We start from the raw sequence: 24,143 nt of genomic DNA, 5'->3' as shown, positions 1-24,143 counted from the left end.
AAGGGGAAGAATGCGGTGGTTAGAAAAAAGTGGATTTTGTTTTTTGCCGCACTATTATTGTTGTGCAGCTTCGGTATTGAATCAGCTTCCGCCATGGTTCCATATAAAACCTATTTTTATGATTATGACGGGGAGTATCTCGTTTCTCCTGACGCTTATGTGCCAGGCAAAGTGTTAAACGCCAAGGCGATGGGAATCGAGGGCGCTGGGCTGAACCAGCCTCTGGATTTGTTTGTAGACAACAATAACTCGGTTTATATCGCAGATACGGGATCGAACAGAATTATTATTCTCGATGAACAGTACCGAATAAAACGAGAAATTACGGAGTTTGTCCATGAAGACGGCGTGACGAAGGATCAGTTCAACACGCCAAGCGGCATATTTGTGTCAGAGGAGGGGCTGATCTACGTTGCCGACTCCAAAAACGCTAGAATCGTCGTGCTTCATCAGGATGGAAGCGTAGAGAAAATATTGGAGGCACCGGATTCGGATGTGTTTCCTGCCGGCTTTATTTACGAGCCATCAGCAATCGGTGTTGATCCATCCGGTCTTATCTATGTGATTTCGAAGAGCACAAACATGGGTGTTATTGCTCTGAATGCTGACGGAGGATTCGAAGGTTTTGTCGGAGCGGAGAAGGTAGTGCCCAAAGTGTCCGATTTGTTCTGGAAGCTGGTGACGACCAAGGAGCAGAAGAGCCGCACGGCCAAAAGCGTGCCGACCGAGTATAACAACATTACGATCGATGAGCTTGGCTTCGCTTATGTTACGAGCAGTGCGATCCACGCAAGAAACCAATACAGCGCGCTCATTAACCGGGATAAATCGAGCAAGCATGCGCCAATTAAGCGGCTGAACAATACAGGCATCGATGTATTGAAACGAAATGGCGCTTTTCCGCCTGCTGGAGATATTCAAACAACCGACAAGGTTTCACGTTTTATTGATGTAGCTTTGGCAGAGGACGGGGCTTACAGCACGCTCGATTCTTCGCAAAATAAGATTTTTACTTACGACGATAATGGCAATCTTCTTTATGTATTTGGAGGATATGGAACACAGGACGGCGTGTTCCAAAGCGCTTCAGCACTCGCTTACCAGAGTAATAATCTGCTTGTGCTGGATAAGGATTCAAGCAAGCTGACTGTATTTAGGCGGACCGAATACGGCGCTAACATTGCAGCAGCGATTCATCATCGCAAGAATCGCAATTACGATGAATCCATCGCTGCATGGCAGCGGGTTTTGAAGATGAATCCGACGCTTGAGATGGCGTATTCCGGTGTGGCGCAGTCCAATATGCGCAAAGAAGAATACAAGGAAGCGATGCATAATTACAAGCTGGCTAATGACTGGGATCATTATTTCAAAGCTTTTGCGGAGTATCGGAAAGAAATAGTAAGCAAATTTATTATCCTCATTCCAATAGTCGCAGCAGCCATTCTATGGTTAGTGTACAGATTTTTCAAATATGCCAAGAAGGTCAACACAGCAGGCTGGAGAAAGCCCGGCAAGCGAACGCTGTGGGAAGAGCTGCTTTATTCCTTCCATGTGATGTTCCATCCGTTTGACGGGTTTTGGGATTTGAAGCATGAGAAACGAGGCAGCGTTCGTGCCGCTGTCATTATTGTTGCAGCCGTTATGGCTGTAGACATCTTTAAACAGCTGGCAGGCGGATACATATTGTACCCTTCCGACTGGCGTGTTATTGAGCTTTGGGATACGCTGCTTAGCGTCCTTATTCCATTTGGATTATGGTGCTGTGCAAACTGGGGTCTTACAACATTGATGGATGGTGAAGGAAGCCTTAAAGATATTTTTATCGCGTCTTCCTATTCGTTAGTCCCAATGGTGATCATTACGATTCCTGTCACCCTATTCAGCAACATCGTTGTTTTGGAAGAGCAGCAGTTTATTACCTTTTTTACAACCCTAGCGTTAGGCTGGTCTCTCGGGCTCATATTTATAGGTGTATTGGTGACCAATGATTACAGTCCATTCAAGAATTTCTATACCTCTGCTATTTCAATAGTAGGAATGGGTTTCATTGCTTTCCTTACGGTGCTGTTCATTAATATCCTGCAAAATATGAATTCCTTTATTACGACGATCATCAATGAAATTACGTTTCGGTTGTAGAACAAGATGGTGGATAGGAGGTCAGCGATATGAATGCCAAGGGGATTATCTCTAGGCTATTGGTCATAGTGGTTGCCATTACGCTCGGGATACCGACAAATGGGAAAACGGCGGAGGCAGTTGAAGCAACAACAGCAGAAACAGCAGTTGCAGCAAAAGCAAGCCCGCCAAACATGAAAAAAGCTGTAAAGGATGGCGGATTGGCACTTGCTGCTGAGAACGATCGCCTCCTGCTGTACTTCGATAATGAATCGGGCGGCGTGGCGGTTGAAGATAAAGCGACGGGAAGCAAATTTTATTCCAACCCGCCAAGTGCTCTGGAAGACCCGAAAGCCAGTGATGCGATGAAACAGGAGCTTATGTCGCAGGTCAAGCTTGTCTATAATGTGCAAGGCAAAGAAGGCGACTTGGAAATGAACAGCTACACGCATGCGATGAAGCTGGATCAGGTGAGCTGGGGCAAGATTGATAACGGCATAAGGGTGGACATGGTTATCGGGCGCGAGGAACAGCGCATGCTGCTGCCGCGTCAAATTACGAAGTCCAAATTTGAGCAAAATGTTCTTGATCATATGGAAGCTGATCGGGATAAGAAGAAGTTATTAGCCTACTATATCCTCTACAGTCGTGCTGATGTAGAAGGGAGCAAAGGCAAGGAGCTGATCGCGAAATACCCTGTTTTGGAGAAAGAAGATATTTATGCGCTGAAAACCTCCGTCAAGGAGCGGGACAAGAAGGTATTGGAAAACTACGTCAAGGAAGCAGGTTATACGTACGAGAAGCAGGAGGAGGACTACGCCGAGGTTGGATTTGACGGAGATGATTCCGTATTCCCTTATTTTAAAATGAGTCTTGATTACGTGCTTGCGGACGGCGGTCTATCGGTCACTCTTTATAACGGCGGCATTGAATATGATCAATCCAGTTTTAATCTTGTGAAGCTTTCCTTGCTGAATTATTTCGGTGCAGGGCAAACCGGCGAGGAGGGGTATGTATTCCTTCCAGACGGCTCGGGAACGCTCCTCAATTTCAATAATGATGCAAGCAAAAATACGCTATTAACGACAGGGAAAATGTACGGGCCGGATTATGCATTAACGCAGTCGCCAAGAGGCAGCTTCAAACAAGAGTTTCGAGCGCCGGTGTTTGGCATCAAGAAGGATGGAGCAGCGCTATTCTCGGTTATTGAAGAGGGCGATGCGGTAGCGGATATTAATGGCGTTATGGGCGGCATTAATCACTCCTATAACACGGCGTATGCTAACTTCACCATTCGAAATAAAGACTCTTTTATTGCCAAAAATGCTTTTGAACAGGCTCCTTGGATTATTTATGAGAAAAATGCTTATACCGGCAACATCGTCATGAAGTACTTCTTCCTTACAGGCGACGATGCAAATTACGTTGGAATGGCAAAGGCATATCGTCAGTATCTCGTTGATAAAGGAAGCTTGAGCAAAGTGAGCGCCGAAGAGAACATTCCGTTCTACTTGGATACGATGGGTTCTGTCGATAAGATGGTGCGGAAGCTGGGTATTCCGTTTCGCAGCCAAGTGGCAGTTACTTCCTTCGATCAAGCGGGACTAATGCTGGATGAGCTGTCGCAAAGCGGTATCCAAAACATTAAGTTTCGCTATACCGGATGGTATAACGGAGGCATGAGCCATACCGCACCTGCAAAAATGAAGGTAGAGTCCGTGCTCGGCGGTGCAAAGGGACTGCGCAAGCTGTCAGAGAAAGCGGAGAAGCTGGGGGCAAAGGTGTTCCCGGATGTGGATATGCTGTTTGTTTCTTCTAATAAAGCATTCGATGGCTTTAAGCCGCAAAAGGACAGCATTCGTTCCTTGTTTCAGAAAACTAGCTATAAAGGGTTGTTCAATGTAGCTACGCTTGAGTATGAGAGCAGCGTGTGGGGAATTAATCCGGACAAAATTTCAGGTTATTACAATAAATTTTCCAAAGATTATCATTCGCTTGGTTTAAAGGCACTTTCCTTATCGACGATGGGAGAAAGCTTGAACTCCAACTTTAAGAACCGCGCTCAAATCAATCGACAGGACACAAAAAAAATAACGACAGACGTTTTAGCTAAAGCAAAAGAGGATTATGAGGATATTATTACAGACGACGGAAACGCGTACACCTTTCCTTATGTTAATCATATTTTGAACCTGCCTGATGAGGACAGCTCCTTCTCGATAGCAGATGCGCAGGTACCATTTATTCAAATCGCGCTGCATGGCTATATTGGGTACGCGAGCGAAGCCTTGAACCTAGCGAGCGAGCTGCGTCCAGCTGTTTTGAAAGCTCTGGAATACGGCAGCGGTGTCTATTTCAAGTTGAATTACGGGGAGAACAGCCTGCTGAAGGATGCTTCGTTGTTCGATGATTTGTACGCTTCCCAGTTTGATGATTGGGAGGAGAGCGCTGCAGCGATCTATGCAGAAATGAACAATGTATTGAAGCATGTTCAGGATCAGGCGATCGTGAATCATGAGCGGCTTGGTGAAGAGGTTTACAAAACAACTTATGAAAATGGTACAGCGATTATTGTTAATTACAGCGATAAAGGAATTGAGGTTGAGGGTACCGCAGTAGATGGATTGGGTTACGCGGTCATTAATCCTTAAACCAAGCGAGGAGGATCACCGGCAATGAACAAATTGTCTGCAGCCATAAACAAAAAAGAAAGGTTTAGGCTAACCGTGACGCAGAAGAGGGATCTGATGGGCTGGGTTTTTGTCAGTCCTTTTGTACTCGGATTTCTCCTGCTGTTTCTGGGTATATTCATTGATTCGTTGCGATTTAGCTTCATGGATGTAAATCTTCTAACCCAAGGCGGATTTTCGGAAAAATTCATTGGGCTGGACAATTACCATCAAATTTTAAGAGTGGACCCTAACTTTAACAAGCAGCTTTACGGTGCTGTTCAGAACATGTTATTCGATATTCCGATTATCGTCATGTACAGCTTGTTTATTGCCGTTTTGTTAAATATGAAAATGAAGGGCCGAGGAATTTTTAGAGCGATTTTTTTCGTGCCCGTTATTTTGGCAACTGGAATCATTGATAAAGCTGATTTAAGCAACTCGATTATGAATGCTTATCAGAGTATCCCAGGGCTTGATACGGGCGCGTCTATCGTGAATGAATCGGCAGGCGGGATGTTCAGCAATCTGGAGCTAAAAAAATATATGTTCCAAATGCTGGATTTCAGTCCGGCACTCGTTAATATAACGGTTGGCGCTGCGGAAAATATATTTGCCGTCATTAATAGTTCAGGTGTGCAAATTCTTATTTTCTTGGCAGGACTGCAGGCAATCTCCTCCTCCATCTACGAATCGGCCAAAATCGAAGGCTGTTCCGCTTGGGAATGCTTTTGGAAAATTACATTCCCGCTGATCAGTCCGTTGATTCTAGTCAATATCATTTATTCGATTATTGATTCCTTTACGGGAAGCAAAAACCAAATTATGCACAGTATTACGAACGCGATGAAGCTTGGCCAATATGGAACAGCCTCGGCTATGGCATGGATTTATTTTCTGGTAGCAGCCGTATTCCTTGTCGTCATTGGCTTTTTTGTCAGCAGATTCGTCTTTTATCAGAATAGGGAGTGAAAAATATGCGGGCTAAATATTTAAATCTGCATGCAATAAATGGCTTGTTCTGGTCGGTTATTCGCTATTTGCTTCTCATTGGGCTGGCGTTTCTCATCTTATATCCGCTGCTCGTAAAGCTCTCTAACAGCTTTATGAGCCCGCAGGATTTGATAGATGGCACGGTGCGCTTCATCCCAAGGCAGTTTACATGGTTTAATTACAAAACGGTCATCGAATATACGTCCTTTTTTAAAGGGCTGTCGAACACGTTCGGCATTTCCTTTCTAAGCGGTATTATTCAAATGCTGGTTTGTACGATGGTCGGCTATGGGCTTGCGCGGTTTAATTTTAAAGGAAAAAGCGTCATATTTTCTTTAGTAGTGCTTACGATTTTAATTCCGCCGCAAACGTATATGATCTCTCTTTATATGAAGTTCAGCTTCTTTGATTTATACGGCCTGATGTCTACCTTTACAGGAGGGACAGTTAGGCTGATGGATTCGATGTGGCCGATGGCGATTTTATCGATGATTGGTTTTGGATTCAAAAATGGGCTTTATATATTGATCATGCGGCAATATTTCAAAGGAATACCGAAAGAATTAGAGGAAGCGGCTTATGTGGACGGCTCGGGCTTGTTTCGGACGTTCAGCATGATCATTCTTCCGCTCTCATTTTCCATGATGATTACGATCTTTGTATTTTCCTTCTCGTGGCAGTGGACGGATAGCTTCTATTCCTCGATGTTCTTCAGCCAGTTCAAGCTGTTATCGAATTCACTGCTGGTTGGATTTGAAGGCTTGATGCTGGAGGGCGCCACCATTGGACTGAAGCAGGGTCAGCCTCTGACCGCCACCTTAACGAACACGATGTCATTATTAGTTGTTGTGCCATTAATCATTGTGTATTTGTTTGCGCAAAAATACCTCGTAGAGGGTATTGAACATAGCGGTATTGTCGGTTAAAAGGCGGAAGCCTGCAAGAAGAAGGGACGGATGAGGTGAAATTTATGAAAAGCATATGCATGCTGCTTGTCGGCAGTTTTTTCTTGACAGGCTGCAATGGAAATGAGGAGCGCTTGGAAAATTACAATAATCATGCGGAATGGGCGGAAGAGAAGCTCATCGAGCATTATTGGAATGAGAATGGGAAGCTGATGAACAACGCTTATCCTTATAGCAAAGAACGCGAGGAGAGCCTTAACTATTGGTGGAAGGCTCATGCCGTGGATGCCATGATGGATGGATATGAGAGAACGGGTGATGCTGCTTATACCGATAGGGCAGAGGGGATCGTCAAAAGCATTATTAAAAAAAATGGGTCATTGTTTAATGAATTTTATGATGATATGGAATGGCTCGCTCTTGCAGCGCTAAGGCTTTATGATGCAACCAAAAGCGAGACGGTTAAAGGTTATGTGCTAAAGCTGTGGAATGATATTAAGACCGCTTGGTGGGAGGATGAGCTGGGCGGCATGGCTTGGAAGAAGGATCAACGAGACAGCCGGAATGCATGCTCGAACGGGCCGGCAGCTATTTTAGCCGCAAGGATGTATGAGTATTTTGGCGATAAGGAAGATCTGGAGTGGGCCAAAAAGATATATGATTGGCAGAAGGAAAATTTGGTTGATCCTGAAAGCGGTCTTGTGTATGATGGCCTTAAGCTGGAAGAGAATGGTGATCTTAATGTCAATAAGAATTGGATATTTACCTATAACCAAGGCACTTATATAGGCGCAGCAGTTGAGCTTTATAAGCATACAAATGACAAGACGTATTTGGCAGATGCGGAGAAAACCGCTGCCTCGGCTATGAAATATCATACGGTTGCTGAGACCGGAATGATGAAGGAAGAAGGAACCGGAGACGGTGGACTGTTCAAAGGCATATTCATTCGTTATCTGATCCATTTGTATGAAGTCAACGAAAGCGTCCGAATTAAAGAAATGATCTTTCATAATGCGGATACACTGCTCTCGAAAGGCAGCACGAAGGAAATTGGCTTGTTTGGCCCCGCTTGGGATATGCCTCATCAGGAGCCTCTGGATATATCCGTGCAATTGAGCGGAGTTTTCTTAATAGAAGTTGCAGCCAAAATAGAAAGACTAGATTCGGAATAAGTTAGTATTGACGTAGCGGAGCGACGGCAGCGTCGTTGCTCCATTTCGCCTTTTCATATATTGATGTCGTGATAATAAAGTTGTATAGTTGATATATCAAGATACTATGACAAGGCAGGTCGGCTAATGGATAATCCTTTATACGAGCAGATTTATAATTATATTTTTCAAAAAATCAATGACGGCGAATTGAAAAAAGGGGAGCGTGTTCCTTCGGAAAAAGAACTTGCTGCCCAATTTAACGTTAGCCGAATTACGTCTAAGAAAGCGCTGGAGATGCTCTCGCAGTATAAACTCATTGAGAGAATACAAGGGAAGGGCTCCTTTGTGGCGGAGGTTTTGCCTGATCTGCAAGAAACGAAGCTGCAGAAGCAGTCAGAAAGCGTAGAAGCGAGGCCGGAAGATGAGGTTGTGCGCATTGTAGGTGTGATTCTGCCCGACTTTGGCGATTCGTTTGGTGCTGATCTTATTCGCGGAATAGAAGAGCAATGCGCGATTAGCGGCTGCGTCATGATGATGAAGCTGACTTACGATAATCGTGATGAAGAAGAAGCTGCCATTCGTGCTTTTGTGAAGCTGGGTGTCGATGGCATTGTCGTATTCCCAGGCCACGGCGAGCACTATAATGCTGAAGTGCTTAGACTCGTATTAAACGGTTTCCCTATTGTGTTAGTGGACAGATATTTGAAGGGGATTGCGGCTACCGCTGTGTATACAGACAACAGAAAGGCAGCCTTCGACCTTACGAATATTTTGCTGAATCAAGAGGGTCGGCATGTCGGTTTCTTATCGACGCCTGCAGACAATACGACGACGATTGAAGACCGAATACAAGGTTTTAATGATGCGTGCATGCAGCGTGGGTTTACACCTAAACCTGAGCATATTATGACGAATCTATACAGCTCTTTGCCGCAATCGTTTCAAACGATTAAAGTACAGTATGATATTGAGACGGTACGCCATTTCGTGGAAATTAATAAGGATCTTAATGCGTATGTCGTTACGGAATATAATCTTGCTCTTATTTTACGGGAAGCGCTATTGTCCCTAAAGAAACGGATTCCGGAAGACTATCAAATTGTTTGCTTTGACTCTCCGAGTCAGCCGTTTGGCGATTATTTGTTTACTCATGTTCGCCAGAACGAGCGTGATACAGGCAGGAGAGCTGTCGAAATATTACAGCGTGTTTGGAATAATGAGACTACGGAATTGAACAATATTGTGGAGCATGAGATTGTTCAAGGAAATTCTACCGTATCTATCTAATGTCAGATCAGAATAAAGGGTCGTTTCTTAGAGCTGCCAATATGGCTCTTGGAACGGCCTTTTTTTGTAGAAAATTACAGTCTGAAATGTAAAGATGACATATTGACATATTAACATGTGAAATATAGTATATTATTTGAAAGTGCTTTATATTGTACATTTTCAAAGAGGACGTAATCCCGTGTTAAAGCAATTTGCAGGTCGCGGGAAACCTAATGGATCAAAGTGAAACGGAGGTAGAGGAAGATGGCAAACAACGTAAAAGCTGCGTTCTGGGATATGAGAGCGGAGCAGGCTCAACGAACTTTGGATTCTCGGTTCTGGAACCCAAGTATCAGCTTGTATGACATTAAGACTCCATGTCCCGGCGGAGCGTGCAACACGATTTTTCATTATTGGTGGATGGCCCATGCGGTTGAAACGCAGGTGGATGGATGGAACCGTACGGGTGATTCCATCTATAAGCAAAGGTTGGCTATGCTTCATCAAGGCCTTCTGGAGAGAAACGGCGGAGAATGGCCTAACAATCTATACGATGATATGGAATGGATGGCAATTGGCTGGCTTCGCGCGTATTTGATTGATCAAGATGAAACCTACGGGCACACTGCGAAGTTGCTATGGGAGGATATTAAGACGGGATGGAATGACCATGTCGGCGGCGGAATTGCTTGGCAGAAAACGCAGCTGGATTATAAAAACACGCCTGCTAATGCTCCTGCGGCTATTTTGGCTGCACGTCTATATCAGGTATTCGGCAAGCAGGAAGATTTAGAATGGGCAATCAAGATTTACGATTGGCAGAAAGCTGTGCTTGTTGATCCTGAAAGCGGTTTCGTGTGGGATGGCGCTAACCGTCTAGGCGATGGAACTATTGATAAGGATTGGAAGTTCACTTATTGCCAGGGCGTATTCATTGGAGCAGCAGTTGAGCTGTACAAAATTACGGGCGAAAAAGGTTATCTTGAAGATGCTATTCGGACATGGCAGGCGTCTGTGGAGGAGTTTGCTTCGCAGGAAGCTAATGTCCTGCCTGCAGAAGGCGGCGGGGATGCTGGCTTGTTTAAAGGCATTTTTGTTCGTTACGCAGGCGAGCTGGCCCTTGCGATGGGCAGCGGCAGCGGAAGTGAAGTAGCAGATGTATTGTATGCAAACGCATCGTCCCTATGGAGCAGCGTTTCGAGCCGGGGGGATATTCTTTTCAGCAAACGGTGGGATGAATCGCTTGAAGAAGAAATCGAGCTCAGCACACAGCTTAGCGGCGTGATCCTGCTCGAAACGGCAGCAGCTTTGGAGAAGTCTGGATTAATATAGAGTAGTCTAAGTAGATCCTTGGGAGGTATATCATGAGTACACCGAAACCAGTAAAGACGTTCCGTTTTGTTGCATTGTCGATTGTTGTTTTATTAATGACGTCCGGTCAAAGCGTCTGGGCCAAACCGAATAAAAATCAAAATGCAGAACGGGCTGAAGCGGCTTATCAGGCTCTACAAACCTACTTCTATCAGCCAGACACCAAGCTCTACAGCGAGAACAGCCCACATTCTGGGAACAACCAATACTCCTATGTTTGGCCTTATGCAGGGACGATGCAGTCAACTGTAGCTTTGGCGAAAATACCTGCGGTTGGCGAGAAATACAAAACCGACATTCAGAATCGATTAGATGGTCTAGCTGCATATTGGAATGACACGAAGACACCTGCAGGCTACGATTCTTACGTACGTGCACCGCTTGGCGGAGGCGGGGACATCTTTTATGATGATAATGATTGGATCGCAATAGAACTTATAAAAATTTACCGAATTACTGGTGATATTGCAGCTTTAGATAGAGCAAAGCAAATATTTGAGCTGCAAGTATCTGGCTGGGACACGGATGCCTCTCATGCTTGCCCTGGCGGCGTTTTTTGGACACAGGCATCGTGGAGCAAGGATCGGAATACCGTATCGAATGCACCTGCAGCTCAAATAGGACTGTATTTATATGAAATCAGCAAGGATACATACTATTTAGACTGGGCGAAGAAAATGTATAACTGGGTAAATGACTGCATGCTGGCGCCTAACGGGCTTTACTGGGACCATATTGACCTAAACGGAAATATTAATAAAACACAATGGTCCTATAATCAAGGAACGATGATTGGAGCCAGCGTACTTTTATACAAAGCAACAGGTGAAAAATCGTACTTGAACAAAGCAGTAAGCATCGCTGATGCGGCTTTGAAATTTTATGGCAGCTCGCGCCTCTACACACAGCCGATTATTTTCAATTCAATCTTTTTTGAAAATCTGCTGCTGCTGGATGACATGAACAAAAAATCGAAGTATAAAGATTATATACAGAACTATGCGGATGAGGTGTGGACGACGCTTCGGAACCCTCAGACGGGAGTCATTGAAATCGATCCGAATCGTTCAACTGAACTATTGGAGCAAGCGGCGCTGGTTACGATCCACGCTCAGCTGGCAGCTGATACGAAAAAGTGATCAGAGTGATGTGATTTAGCCCTCAATTTAGCGTAGTAGAAAATGCCTTAGGGATCCTCCCTAAGGCATTCCAACCCTGTATGCTTCTTTTTCTATAGCAAGGTTTCTGCCCCATCGATGTAAATTTCGGTTCCAGAGATATGGCTGGATTCCTGTGATGCTAGAAATAGCACTAAATCGGCGACCTGCTCAGGCTGCCCGGGACCATGCTCAAGAGGCTGGCTGCCTTCAGGGTAGTTCACGGGTATGGTGATTTTATCTACTTGAGGAGTCCGATGGGTGTTTTGCCCAATGTTCGTTTGAATGGCTCCAGGACAAATGGCATTCACACGTATTTTATATCGGGCAAGCTCTAGAGCAGCCATCTTGGCAAAAGCTACCTGACCTGACTTGGAGGAGCTGTAAGCAGCCATGCCGGCACCTGAAAAATCACGATTGCCATTAATAGAGCTCGTTATAATGATGCTCCCGCCGGATTTTTTCATATGGGGGATTGCATATTTGACGGTAAGGAAGGTTCCCTTTAGATTCGTTGTTAGCGTTTCATCCCATGACTCGGGCGACAGATCTTCGATAGGAGCGAGAGTGCCGTTAATGCCCGCATTAGCGAACACAATATCGATTCGTCCGAAATGCTTTGCGGCAGCTTGGATCGCTTCTTGCATCCGTTCAGCATTGGCAACATCGGTATCGATAAAGAAGGACTCGCCTCCTAATTCCTTAATTTCTTGCTCTACCTCTTCAGTACGGTTGTGAATGAGATCGAGAAGAACGATTTTTGCTCCTTGCTGTGCGAGACGCAGCGCGGCTGCACGTCCTATGCCGGAACCAGCTCCAGTGATGACCGCAACCTTATCCTTTACACGAAGCTGAGAAGAGCTGGAATCCTTCTGGTTAGCTGCATTGTTCATTACTAACGATTCCCTCCATTACTAGCTTATTTCCAAATTAGTATTCCTTTGGGGCAAATCATTTATTCTTTAAGGAAACGGGTTAAGGATCACTAGCATGGCTAGATGAAATTCAACTACATAAGCAGCATAGAGGAGATGACAAATTGAGCGCTATATTTTTGAACCGTGCACCGCTTGCTTCGACCCCTTTTCAAGAGCTGCCGCTTGGTGCGATTAAGCCGGATGGCTGGCTTAGAGACCAGCTGGAGATTCAAAGCGAGGGGATGACAGGGCATCTAGATGAATTTTGGAGTTATGTCGGGCCAAATAGCGGTTGGCTTGGAGGAGACGGAGACAGCTGGGAAAGAGGACCCTACTACTTGGACGGTCTACTTCCGCTTGCTTATCTCATTGATGAGGACAAGCTTAAGGCCAAAGTAAAGCCGTGGATCGAATGGACGCTTGCAAGCGCACGCGAGGATGGACAATTCGGGCCAGCCGCAAATGAAGATTGGTGGAGCCGAATGATTATGCTCAAGGTGCTGATTCAGCACGCTGAGCATACTGGTGATGAACGGGTAGAACCATTCTTGATGAACTATTTCAAATATCAGCTTGCGGAGCTGCCGAATCGTCCTTTGCAGGAATGGGCAAAGGCTAGAGGCGGCGAAAATCTCATCAGCATTTATTGGTTGTACAATCGCACCGGTGAGCCTTTCTTGCTTGAGCTCTCGCAATTGATTCAGGAGCAAACGCTGGACTGGATAGGCCTGTATGAAGACTATCCTTATTGGTACTTGCAGAAGGCATTTGATCACAGGGTTCATGTTGTTAACGTAGCGATGTCATTCAAGCAGCCAGCTCTCCGCTACATGCAATCAAAGGATAAGCAGCATATCGAAGCTGCATACAAAGGGATCTCAAGCGTGATGACTTACCATGGCCAAGTTAACGGCATGTTTTCTGGTGACGAGTGGCTTGCAGGAACTCATCCTAGCCAAGGTACGGAGCTGTGCTCTGTGGTGGAATATATGCATTCCTTAGAGCATTTGATTCGGATTACAGGCGATGGCTCCTTCGGTGATATTTTGGAGAAGGTTGCTTATAATGCACTGCCTGCCGCAATCAGCCCGGATTGGACCGTTCATCAATATGACCAGCAGGCTAACCAGATTATGTGTACGCATGCCAAACGCAATTGGACGGAAAACAACAATGAAGCCAATCTATTTGGCATTGAGCCGCATTTTGGCTGCTGCACCGCTAACATGCATCAAGGATGGCCGAAATATACGGCAAGATTGTGGATGGCAACGGAGGATGGCGGTTTGGCTGCTATCGCGTATGCTCCTTGTACGATCACAGCTGCCATCGACACAAGTACCGATGTTTCCATACGTGTAGCTACGGAATATCCATTTAGAGAAACGATAACGATGACAGTGCATGTAAATCAGCCAGCTGAATTCCCGATTAAATTACGAATACCGGAATGGTGCAGCGCGCCGGTTCTGTTGATCAACGGACAACAGCAGCCTTCTATGATCATCGAAAAAGGTTTTGCTACGCTGCGGCAGGTTTGGAACGATGGCGATGAGCTGACTCTTCGGCTTCCAATGGAGGTACGCACGATCAGCAGAGCTAACGGTGCAGCCGGCTTGCAGCGCGGAGCGCTTATGTTCGTTATCCCAATCAAGGAGCGCTGGCAGAAGCATCGCACATACGAGCCTTATCATGACTGGGAGATTTACCCGGAGTCGCCATGGAATTATGGAGTGAGTCTGAAGGGAAATGAACAGGGAAAACCTATTGTGGAAGCCGCAGCAATGGTAAGGCAGCCCTTCGCAGCTGAGAACGCACCGATACGTTTGCGAATGAACGGTCGCCGGATCCCGCAATGGACCATGGAGCTTAATTCGGCTGGCACTCTGCCAATAGGGCCTGTTGCTAGCAAGGAACCCGAGGAAGAAATTACGCTTATCCCGTACGGCTGCGCGCGACTTCGGATCGCCGAGTTCCCAGTTATTCAATCTTAAAACGTTGTCCGTCTATTCGTTTAGTTGAAGTGACGCATCTCCTTCATATACATGTAGGAGAAGCAGCCAATAATGAGCATTGCTGCGCCGCTTATCGCTATGATGACGGCAGGTCCGTGTATATCAGATAGGGTTGAGAATACGGCTAAGCCGACAGGCGGCGCAACGCTTGTTAGAGCACCGATGAGTCCAAATACTCTGCCTTGCATCGAAGGATCAATGGCTACCCGAAGTGCGATAAAGATGATCGTCGTACTGAAGGAGAAGAGGAAGCCAACCAGAAGGATAAGCGGCAATGCTGCAAATGCAGATGACATTAGTGATATGGCGATGAACATAGGCCCCATGAGGATCATGCTTCCAATGATCCATTTTCCTCTGCCTTTTAACCGTGTATCCAGCTTAATAATCAGAATGGAGCCCACGACATAACCGAGCGGGATGCACGCCTCCATAAGTCCGAATACAAACGGTTTTGCATGCCACACATTGACGGCCATGACTTGAATGAGCATGAAGGTGGACAGAAAGAAGAACATAACTACCGGTAATAAAATAACTGCTGCTCTGGCAAATGGATCCGTCCATACGTAACGGAAGCCTGCTTTGAGATCCTCTTTAAAGGTGGTTTGCGCCTTCTCCGTATCTCGAACTGCTGCATAGGGGAACTTGCCCGTGAAGAGTAGCAGCGCTGCTGAGAGCAGAAAGGTTACTGCATCGATTGCAATTGCAAATGCCCCGCCAAATGCAGCAACAGCGATACCTCCAAGAGCAAAGCCAGATATTCGGATGATGTTATCCGATATATTGATTACCCCAACGGCCTTGGTTATTTGTTCTTTATCAATAATCTCGACGAGCGAAGCCTGGAAGGCAGGCGTTCGAATGACCCCTGCAAAAGCGACGATGGCGGTCAAAATAACGATAAAAATAAACGGTATATTAGGCAGGTAAACAAGTACAGCGATAGCGCCGACGAGCACAAAACGGATAATATCTGTCACCCACATTAACGTTCGACGATCGGTACGATCCGCAATCGTACCTGCGAAGGAACCGAACAGCATGCTGATTACGAGATGGGTAATGAGTACAACGGACATGAGCTTGGCGCTTCCTGTCGTTTGCAGCACCCACAGATTTAGCGCAATGCTATGAAAGGTATTGCCTAGCAGCGATAGGCTGTAGCTGGAGAATACGGCAATGAAATTTCGGTTTTTCCACAGAGATGAAGCAGTACCTTCTTGCGGTTGAAGATTAGGAGCGCCGCCACTTGATTCTTTTGCTAATCCGAGCATAATATAACCTCCTATAAGAATGATTGACTTGGTTAATAATTAACAGCAGTTATTAAGGATATAGAGGATGACTTAATCGTTTAAGTTATCCTAGAAAAAGCAGAGATTACTCTGCGTTTGCTTATTTTTCAGCTTTTACTAGAACATATTTATTCGTAGGGCCAGACTTCGGATCTTTCAGCAGCTGCATCATAAGCTGGAACGCTTCTTCTGGCTTGCGATCGCCAAACGATATCTTGGAAGCGGAAGCAGGGGCGATTTCCGGACAGCCTGCCGTACAAATGATGGCTAAGCTTGTTGGATCAACATATTTAGCTGCTGAGATGGCGACAAATTCGTTCAGAATGACGCCGGTCCGATCCGAATTGTGTTCTAGGAATGCCTTTAAGTCATGCTCTTCGTCCACAACGTGAATTTGATCGTGTCCTATTCCTGAATGAGTACAAATATGGTTAACGAGGTCAGCATTGTTGAAGCTGTCGATTATCAAAAAGCTCTCCTTAGGCTGTAAGAGCGATGCGAATGCATGAGTGAAGGCGTCGGCATAATCATAATTAACCTTATAAAATAAGGGATCTTCAATCATGCTGTCCACAACGATTAAAGGGACGTCAGCAAAGAAGTGGCTTGAAATCAGGTGGAAGTTTTCCTCTTTAACATCAACAACAAATACGCCATCCAGCTTGCGTTCCGAGATAATATCAAGATTTGGGTTTAAGGCATCCAAGCTGAATAATACAACGTGGTAGCCGCGATCTGTCAGCAGCCGCTCCAGCCGATTAATAAACTGAGAATAACGGAACTGCTTCCAGAAGCCTTCATTTTCCGCTCTGTTAATCAGAATGCCAATCAATCCAGACTTTTGCTTGACCAGCGATCTGGCAGCAAGGTTGGGTACATAATTCAATTGCTTGGCGGCATCGAGGACACGGCATTTTGTTTCTTCAGGTATCGTCTGATTGGAGACATTGTTGAGTACATAACTGACAGTAGCTACAGATACTTGAGCAGCCTTTGCAATGTCCTTAAGCGTAGCTTTTTTAATGGGGATACAACTCCTTCAACCTTAATACGATTGGAATCGTGAGAGCTTGCTAAAGCTTGATAATGACTGTTGGATTATTATATCGGAAATGGCATGTTTAAAAGCAGTTACTTAATCGTTTAAGTAATTATTGCATGAATGTCAATTAAATGTCTAGACTCAATTTATTAAAGATTTCCTCAAACACTTCTCAAGGTAACGAGTAGTAGTAATAGCTGTAAGCACGAATACGTGCTTATTGAGCGAATTCGGCTTATGCTGCGGGTTGAAAAGAGGCTGTAAGCACGTATGTGTTCTTAAAGCCGAGAAGTAGCTATGGTTACTGGTCTGTAAGCACACATAGGTGCTTATTGAACGAATTCGGCGCATGCGGCGGGTAGAAAAGAGGCTGTAAGCACGTATGTGTTCTTACAGTGAGAAACTAGCTATGGTTACTGGTCTGTAAGGACACATAGGTGCTTATTGAGCGAATTCGGCGTATGCTGCGGGTTGAAAAGAGGCCGTAAGCACGTATGTGTTCTTATAGCGAGAAACTAGCTATGGTTACTGGTCTGTAAGCACGTATATGTGCTTATTGAGCGAAATCGGCGCATGCGGCGGGTAGAAAACAAGCTGTAAACACGTATGTGTTCTTACAGCCGAGAAGTAGCTATGGTTACTGGTCTGTAAGCACGTATATGTGCTTATTGAGCGAAATCGGCGCATGCGGCGGGTAGAAAAGAGGCTGTAAGCACGTATGTGTTCTTACAGCGAGAAACTAGCTATGATTACTGGTCTGTAAGCACACATAGGTGCTTATTGAGCGAATTCGGCGTATGCGGAAGGTAGAAAAAGAGGCTGTAAGCACGTATGTGTTCTTACAGCCGAGAAGTAGCTATGGTTACTGTTCTGTAAGCACACATAGGTGCTTATTGAGCGAATTCGGCGTATGCGGAAGGTAGAAAAAGAGGCTGTAAGCACGTATGTGTTCTTACAGCCGAGAAGTAGCTATGGTTACTGTTCTGTAAGCACACATAGATGCTTATTGAGCGAATTCGGCGTATGCGGAAGGTGGAAAAGAGGCTGTAAGCACGTATGTGTTCTTACAGCGAGAAACTAGCTATGGTTACTGGTCTGTAAGCACACATAGGTGCTTATTGAGCGAATTCGGCGTATGCGGCGGATAGAAAAGAAGCCGTAAGCACGTATGTGTTCTTACAGTGAGAAACTAGCTATGGTTACTGGACTGTAAGCACAGATAGGTGCTTATTGAGCGAATTCGGCGTATGCGGAAGGTAGAAAAGAGGCTGTAAGCACGTATGTGTTCTTACAGCGAGAAACTAGCTATGGTTACTGGTCTGTAAGCACACATAGGTGCTTATTGAGCGAATTCGGCGTATGCGGAAGGTAAAAAAGAGGCTGTAAGCACGTATGTGTTCTTACAGCCGAGAAGTAGCTATGGTTACTGGTCTGTAAGCACACATAGGTGCTTATTGAACGAATTCGACGTATGCGGCGGGTAGGCAGGAGACTGTAAGCACGTATGTGTTCTTACAGCGAGAAACTAGCTAAGGTTACTGGTCTGTAAGCACGTATATGTGCTTATTGAGCGAAATCGGCGCATGCGGCGGGTAGAAAACAAGCTGTAAGCACGTATGTGTTCTTACAGCGAGAAACTAGCTATGGTTGCTGCTCAATAAGCACGTATAAGTGCTTATTGAGCGAATTCGGCGTATGCGGAAGGTAGAAAAGAGGCTGTAAGCACGTATGTGTTCTTACAGTGAGAAACTAGCTATGGTTACTGGTCTGTAAGCACAAATAGGTGTTTATTGTGTTACATGGACGTGTGAATCAACCCCCAAAAAAAGGGCAGTCCGCGATTGGACTGCCCTAAGGAAACAAGGTTAGTGGTTGCTTGCTGTTTGCTCCAAAATCACATAGCCGTAAGCAGGCAATGTGAATTGAAGTTTACCGTCGTTGCTGCTTGCAACGGAAGAGCTTACTGCATATTTGCTAGTGTTTGATAACAATACAGACCAAGTCGATGAGCCGTTATCGGTGATGACAGCTGTTGCAACCGATCTAGCATCGGCCTTAGCATTTTCGATCGAGGCAGCCACTGGGGATGCAGAAGTCTCGCTTACAGCAGTTGCAGCTGCAGCTGCTGGTTTCGCAAAGCCTCTAAAAGCAACAGCATGAGGAGCAGCGTTGCAATCAGTCGGCTGAGCTTCAATTACGAAGCTCAGATCAGCCGCTTCGCCGCGAGCATTCATCGCGATAAGAAGCCGTTGGCTGCCTTCACGACGCTCATAGACCAAGGTGCCATCTGCTGCGCCAACGTGCACGAAGCGAATATCAGCGCTGCGAAGCGCGCTGTACTTGTGGCGCAGTCCGATTGCGTCGGTATAGAACGTGAGCAACTCACGGTTTTGCTCCTCTGGGTCCCACACCATGCATTTGCGGCAGCCTGGATCGCCAGCGCCATTGATGCCTACCTCATCGCCATAATAAATACATGGGGTTCCAGGGAAGGTCAGCTGGAAGAGCGAAGAAAGTTTCATCGCATCCGTATTATCCTCGCAGATCGTAAGCAGACGAGGCGTATCATGGCTATCGAGCAGGTTGAAAGCCGATTCTGTTACTTGCTGCGGATATGCTGCAAGCTGCGCTCCAATCGCATTAGCGAAGTCAGAGGCATCAATCGTTTGATAAGCAAAGAAATCAAGAACTGCATTCGTGAAAGGGTAGTTCATAACCGCATCGAATTGATCACCCTGCAGCCACATCATTGAATCATGCCAAATCTCGCCCAAAATATAAGCGTCTTTATTCACTGCTTTTACCGTCTGACGGAACTCACGCCAAAACTGATGATCAACCTCATTGGCAACATCCAATCTCCAGCCGTCGATTCCGATCTCCTCGATCCAGTAGCGAGCTACCTCGAACAAATATTGCTTCACCTCAGGATGCTCGGTGTTCAGCTTCGGCATAAGCGGCTCAAATGCGAAGGTCTCGTACGTCGGAACGCCGTCCACCACTTGCAGCGGCCATTCCCGAACATAGAACCAATCCGCATATTTTGACTGCTGTCCGTTTTTCTGAGCATCGACAAATGGAGGGAAGGTTTTGCCTGAGTGATTGAATACCGCATCAAGCAAGACACGAATGCCGCGGGCATGGCAGGCATCAACCAATTCCTTCAACTTCTCATTTGTGCCAAAATGCGGATCAACCTTCATGTAGTCTTGTGTATCATATTTGTGATTGGTCGTTGCTTCGAACAGCGGTGTGAAATATACCGCATTAATGCCAAGTGCTGAAATATGATCCAAGTGATCAATTACACCCTGGAGGTCACCGCCAAAAAAGTTTTTTGGCGTAGGCTCGCCGCCCCAAGGCAGCACATTTTCAGGATTGATCGAAGGATCGCCATTCGCGAAGCGTTCAGGGAATATTTGATAAAAGACAGCGTCCTTCACCCAAGCTGGCGGCTCAAATACATCGATTGGATTAATATATGGGAAATCAAAAAATGAATTTGAGTTGTCAGGAAGTGTAAGCTCGATACCTTTATCCGAGAAAATAATCGCCTCATCTCCGCTTATTAAGCGGAACGCATAACGCAGCCTCCGAAAAGGAGGGATAACGGAGGTTTCCCAATAATCGAATCGTGCATCCGAAGTGAAAATATGCATAGGGACCGTTGTGATCGTTTGATCCCACGCGTACTTGTCGCCAACGATTGCTTCAACTACAGCAACATCGTCTTTTTTGGTACGCAAGCGGAGGTGCAGCGTTTTTCCGTCGTAGGCGTAAGCCCAGTTTTGCTTCGGTCTGTGATAAACAGCTTCTAATAACATGATTATCGCTCCTTCATGGATGATGTGAGAAAAGATATGGAAACACGAAAAAAGGCACAACCTCTCTGCTCATAATAAGCCGAGGTTGTACCTTCTCCCATAACACGTTCAGGCGCCGCTCACGCGAAGCATATTGCGAACAAATGGTTGCGGTAGCATTGCCTTTCTATTGTAAATCTCAACACTTTTATTATACATAATTTGCACGTATTGTACTAGTCTAGTTTTGAAAAAAAATTATGCATTAACCGCTTCATGCGCTAGTGATTCCAAGTAGCGCTCGCAATCCAGAGCAGCCATACAGCCGCTTCCAGCAGCGGTAATCGCTTGGCGGTAATTACGGTCTTGAACATCGCCGCAAGCGTATACGCCTGGGATGTTCGTCTCGGAAGTGCCCGGCTTCACAATAATGTAGCCTTGCTCATCGGTGTCGATTTGACCGCCAAGGAAGCCAGTGTTAGGCGTGTGGCCGATCGTAATAAATACGCCGTCTGTTTCAAGCAATTCTTCCTCGCCCGTTTCATTATTGCGCACCTTCAACCCTTGCAAGCCCATGCCTGTTGCAGCAACTTCAAGCGGTGTACGGTTTAGGCTCCATACGATTTTGTCATTCGCACGAGCGCGATCCTGCATAATTTTTGATGCGCGCAGCTCATTGCGGCGGTTAACTACTCTTACTTCGGAAGCGAAGCGAGTAAGGAACACGGCTTCTTCCATTGCGGAGTCGCCGCCGCCTACTACAATAATCTTTTTGCCGCGGAAGAAGAAGCCATCACAAGTTGCACATGTGCTTACGCCGCGACCGATATTTTCTTGCTCACCCGGAATGCCGAGGTATTTGGCTGAAGCGCCTGTAGAGATAATGATGGATTCGGCTTGCAGCTCGCCAATGCCTTCCACATCAAGCGTGTAGGGACGTTTGCTGAAGTCGACGCTTTTTACAGAGCCTGTTTTGAATTTTGCACCAAAGCGCTGTGCTTGCTTACGCATGTTGGACATTAGCTCGCTGCCCAAAATACCATCAGGGAAACCTGGGAAGTTTTCTACTTCTGTTGTTGTTGTAAGCTGGCCGCCTGGCTGCCACCCTTCAATAACGAGCGGCTCCATGTTCGCGCGAGCCAAATAAATGGCAGCCGTCAATCCGGCAGGTCCTGTACCAATAATAATTGTTTTATGCATCATCTATATCCTCCATTCAAAATTCCGTTGAATAATAAATCCTACTTTAAAATTATTATAATGTAGCTTTAAAGTCAATATCGTTCATGTAACGTTCATGTTGGTCATGTATGCTGAAATCATAACTACATAAGTCTAATTGGAGGAAGAACAAAATGCCCAAAATCGTAGTTGCAGACGACGATCCAAACATTCGCGAGCTGGTAGCTCTTTTCCTAAAAAGAGAAGGTTGTCAGGTCATTGAAGCTATAGATGGTATAGACGCATTAGAGAAGCTGGACTTGGTACGACCAGATCTTGCGATTATTGATGTCATGATGCCCCGCATGGACGGGTGGGCGCTTTGCGCAGAACTGCGAGCGAGCTATGATATTCCGCTGCTCATGCTGACTGCAAAGGGAGAAACCTCGCAGAAGGTGAAGGGGTTTGAGCTTGGTGCGGATGATTATATGGTCAAACCATTTGATCCGCCGGAGCTCATAGCCCGGGTTAAGGCGCTGCTCAAAAGATACCGGATCACCGCTTCTCAGACGGTGGAGTTCGGCGATGTCCTCATGAATCGAACGGACTTCCATATGTCAGCTGGTGGCGAGAAGGTAACATTACCGCCTAAAGAGTTTGAGCTGCTGTTCAAGCTGGCAAGCTATCCAGGCAAAACCTTTGCCCGTGATCATCTGATTGAACAAATATGGGGGATGGACTATGAGGGGGACGAGCGAACCGTTGATGTCCATATCAAAAGACTGCGGGATCGTTTTCCCGAGGAGCAATATCGTTTCCGTATCGTAACGATTCGCGGTCTAGGGTATCGAATGGAGGTATGGTCATGATTCGCGGCCTTTACTTTCGCATTACGGCTACATTCCTCGTTATCGTTTTGATTAGCATCGGGGTCGCTTTTTTATTCACGAACCAAATGTTCAAGAGGGATGCAAGGGGGCAGCTGCCCAATCAGCTGGAGAAGTCGATTGCTCGCATAGAACAGCTTTATGCCGTCTCGAAGCCGGCAGATTTGCAAGCATTTTTGGAAGAGATCTCAAGCTTGCAAGGGCAGTCAATTGTCGCTATTAGCAGCTCCAACTATTTAGTAAGGGCTGGCGAGCGAAGCGAGCTGATTATGGAGCGACTTACATTCGAGCAGCTAAGAAAGGTATTCGGTGGCAGCTCTGTCAGACTGGATGTATACACTAGCGAGGAGGTTAGCCCGCCTTCGCCGCCTGCTGTAGGGAAACTTGTGTCATTCGGCAATGAAAGATGGGCATTGTTCGTTCAGCCGAATCGTTTTCCGCAAAATAGCAACTTCTTATGGACGGCTGTCACGCTGCTTGTTACGCTGCTGCTCGTCGGAAGCGTACTTATTCTGATCGTGGCCCGTTATTTAGTGAGGCCTCTAAAAATGATGACGAACGCTGCGACGCGAATGTCACAGGGGGATTTCAGTGTACGGCTGCCCGCAAGACGCGGCGATGAGCTCGGTGAGCTTGCGCAGGGCATGAACAAAATGGCACTCAGCTTATCACAGCTTGAAATGATGCGTCAGGATTTTGTATCCAATGTCTCGCACGAAATGCAGTCTCCCCTTACGTCGATTGGCGGCTTCGCAGAAGCACTGCGCAGCGAGGAGGTTACTGGAGCTGAGCGGGAGCGTTATATTAGCATCATTAAGCAAGAGAGCATGCGGCTTTCTCGGCTAAGTGAAAATTTGCTTAATTTGGCATCGCTCGACTCGCAGCAGCATCCTTTTCACCCGCAGCCCTATCGACTGGATCGCCAGCTTCGAGATGTGGTGCTTGCCTGCGAGCCGCAGTGGATGGCCAAGAGGCAAACGGTCGAGCTGCTAATGGAGGAAACGGTGATTACTGCTGATCGTGATCAGCTTAATCAGGTATGGATGAATTTGCTTGCCAATAGCATGAAATTTACACCAGAGGACGGCAAAATCTTTTTGTCTTTGTCCGAACAGAATGGTTCCATCGTGGTTCGAATTACCGATACCGGGATAGGCGTTCATGAGGAGGATCGCGAGCGAATATTTGAGCGTTTTTATAAGGGTGATCTATCGAGAGATAGAAGCCAAGGCGGGAGCGGGCTTGGGCTTTCGATCGCACAAACCATCATTCATATTCACGGCGGAACCATTACGCTTGATCCAAGTGCGGACCAGCTTACTGGAGCAAGCTTTATGATTAAGCTCCCGTTTGCACGAACAGCTGCTTAGTTATGGGA

General features: G+C 46.1%; 16 protein-coding genes. 11 read left to right on the top strand and 5 right to left on the bottom strand.

The window, feature by feature from the left end; translation table 11 throughout:
• Positions 1-15: 15 nt before the first annotated feature.
• The 8 genes from AC1DM9_RS23935 (at position 16) to AC1DM9_RS23900 (ending at position 11,624) form a co-directional block, all read left to right on the top strand.
• Positions 16-2,142: a YIP1 family protein gene (locus tag AC1DM9_RS23935; RefSeq protein ID WP_477512434.1), complete on the top strand. Its 2,127-nt coding sequence runs from the start codon at positions 16-18 to the stop codon at positions 2,140-2,142.
• A gap of 29 nt (positions 2,143-2,171) precedes the next feature.
• On the top strand, positions 2,172-4,772 hold the full coding sequence (locus AC1DM9_RS23930; RefSeq protein ID WP_477582572.1) for a DUF5696 domain-containing protein: 2,601 nt from the start codon (positions 2,172-2,174) through the stop codon (positions 4,770-4,772).
• 24 nt (positions 4,773-4,796) lie between these two features.
• Positions 4,797-5,762 (top strand): carbohydrate ABC transporter permease, encoded by a 966-nt coding sequence (locus tag AC1DM9_RS23925; protein WP_441878535.1) that lies wholly within the window; start codon positions 4,797-4,799, stop codon positions 5,760-5,762.
• 5 nt (positions 5,763-5,767) lie between these two features.
• Entirely contained in the window at positions 5,768-6,709 is a 942-nt protein-coding gene (locus AC1DM9_RS23920) for a carbohydrate ABC transporter permease (RefSeq protein ID WP_477512436.1), read from the top strand.
• Between the two features lie 44 nt (positions 6,710-6,753).
• Positions 6,754-7,863: a glycoside hydrolase family 76 protein gene (locus tag AC1DM9_RS23915; protein ID WP_477582569.1), complete on the top strand. Its 1,110-nt coding sequence runs from the start codon at positions 6,754-6,756 to the stop codon at positions 7,861-7,863.
• A gap of 126 nt (positions 7,864-7,989) precedes the next feature.
• Entirely contained in the window at positions 7,990-9,132 is a 1,143-nt protein-coding gene (locus AC1DM9_RS23910) for a GntR family transcriptional regulator (RefSeq protein ID WP_477512438.1), read from the top strand.
• A 246-nt stretch (positions 9,133-9,378) separates the two neighbouring features.
• On the top strand, positions 9,379-10,446 hold the full coding sequence (locus AC1DM9_RS23905) for a glycoside hydrolase family 76 protein (RefSeq protein ID WP_477582567.1): 1,068 nt from the start codon (positions 9,379-9,381) through the stop codon (positions 10,444-10,446).
• Positions 10,447-10,478: 32 nt separating this feature from the next.
• Positions 10,479-11,624, top strand: a complete 1,146-nt coding sequence (locus tag AC1DM9_RS23900; protein WP_477512440.1) for a glycoside hydrolase family 76 protein — start codon at positions 10,479-10,481, stop codon at positions 11,622-11,624.
• Positions 11,625-11,716: 92 nt separating this feature from the next.
• Here the strand turns inward: AC1DM9_RS23900 and AC1DM9_RS23895 are convergent, their stop codons facing one another.
• The gene (locus AC1DM9_RS23895; RefSeq protein ID WP_477512441.1) at positions 11,717-12,535 is read right to left on the bottom strand and encodes an SDR family oxidoreductase; all 819 of its coding nucleotides are present in this window, start codon (positions 12,533-12,535) and stop codon (positions 11,717-11,719) included.
• 146 nt (positions 12,536-12,681) lie between these two features.
• Between AC1DM9_RS23895 and AC1DM9_RS23890 the strand changes: the two genes are divergently transcribed.
• A complete protein-coding gene (locus AC1DM9_RS23890) occupies positions 12,682-14,553 on the top strand; it encodes a beta-L-arabinofuranosidase domain-containing protein (RefSeq protein WP_477512442.1) in 1,872 nt (623 codons plus the stop codon).
• A 20-nt stretch (positions 14,554-14,573) separates the two neighbouring features.
• Here the strand turns inward: AC1DM9_RS23890 and AC1DM9_RS23885 are convergent, their stop codons facing one another.
• From AC1DM9_RS23885 to trxB, 4 genes are all read right to left on the bottom strand, one after another.
• Positions 14,574-15,851 carry an MFS transporter gene (locus tag AC1DM9_RS23885; RefSeq protein WP_477582563.1) on the bottom strand — a complete coding sequence of 426 codons (1,278 nt, stop codon included), beginning with the start codon at positions 15,849-15,851 and terminating at the stop codon, positions 14,574-14,576.
• 121 nt (positions 15,852-15,972) lie between these two features.
• Positions 15,973-16,872 carry a LacI family DNA-binding transcriptional regulator gene (locus tag AC1DM9_RS23880; protein ID WP_477582772.1) on the bottom strand — a complete coding sequence of 300 codons (900 nt, stop codon included), beginning with the start codon at positions 16,870-16,872 and terminating at the stop codon, positions 15,973-15,975.
• A gap of 1,907 nt (positions 16,873-18,779) precedes the next feature.
• Positions 18,780-20,738 (bottom strand): glycoside hydrolase family 13 protein, encoded by a 1,959-nt coding sequence (locus AC1DM9_RS23875; protein ID WP_477512557.1) that lies wholly within the window; start codon positions 20,736-20,738, stop codon positions 18,780-18,782.
• Positions 20,739-20,975: 237 nt separating this feature from the next.
• The gene (trxB, locus tag AC1DM9_RS23870) at positions 20,976-21,917 is read right to left on the bottom strand and encodes a thioredoxin-disulfide reductase (protein ID WP_076268899.1); all 942 of its coding nucleotides are present in this window, start codon (positions 21,915-21,917) and stop codon (positions 20,976-20,978) included.
• 155 nt (positions 21,918-22,072) lie between these two features.
• On the opposite strand from trxB, the gene AC1DM9_RS23865 reads away from it, so the two are divergent.
• Both AC1DM9_RS23865 and AC1DM9_RS23860 read left to right on the top strand, forming a co-directional pair.
• Positions 22,073-22,747 carry a response regulator transcription factor gene (locus tag AC1DM9_RS23865; RefSeq protein WP_477582560.1) on the top strand — a complete coding sequence of 225 codons (675 nt, stop codon included), beginning with the start codon at positions 22,073-22,075 and terminating at the stop codon, positions 22,745-22,747.
• On the top strand, positions 22,744-24,135 hold the full coding sequence (locus tag AC1DM9_RS23860; protein ID WP_477582558.1) for an ATP-binding protein: 1,392 nt from the start codon (positions 22,744-22,746) through the stop codon (positions 24,133-24,135). The genes AC1DM9_RS23865 and AC1DM9_RS23860 overlap by 4 nt, the downstream gene beginning before the upstream one ends.
• Positions 24,136-24,143: the final 8 nt, after the last annotated feature.

This window comes from Paenibacillus sp. 01T431, from assembly GCF_056398625.1.
This window is presented reverse-complemented; position numbering and strand designations above follow the sequence as displayed.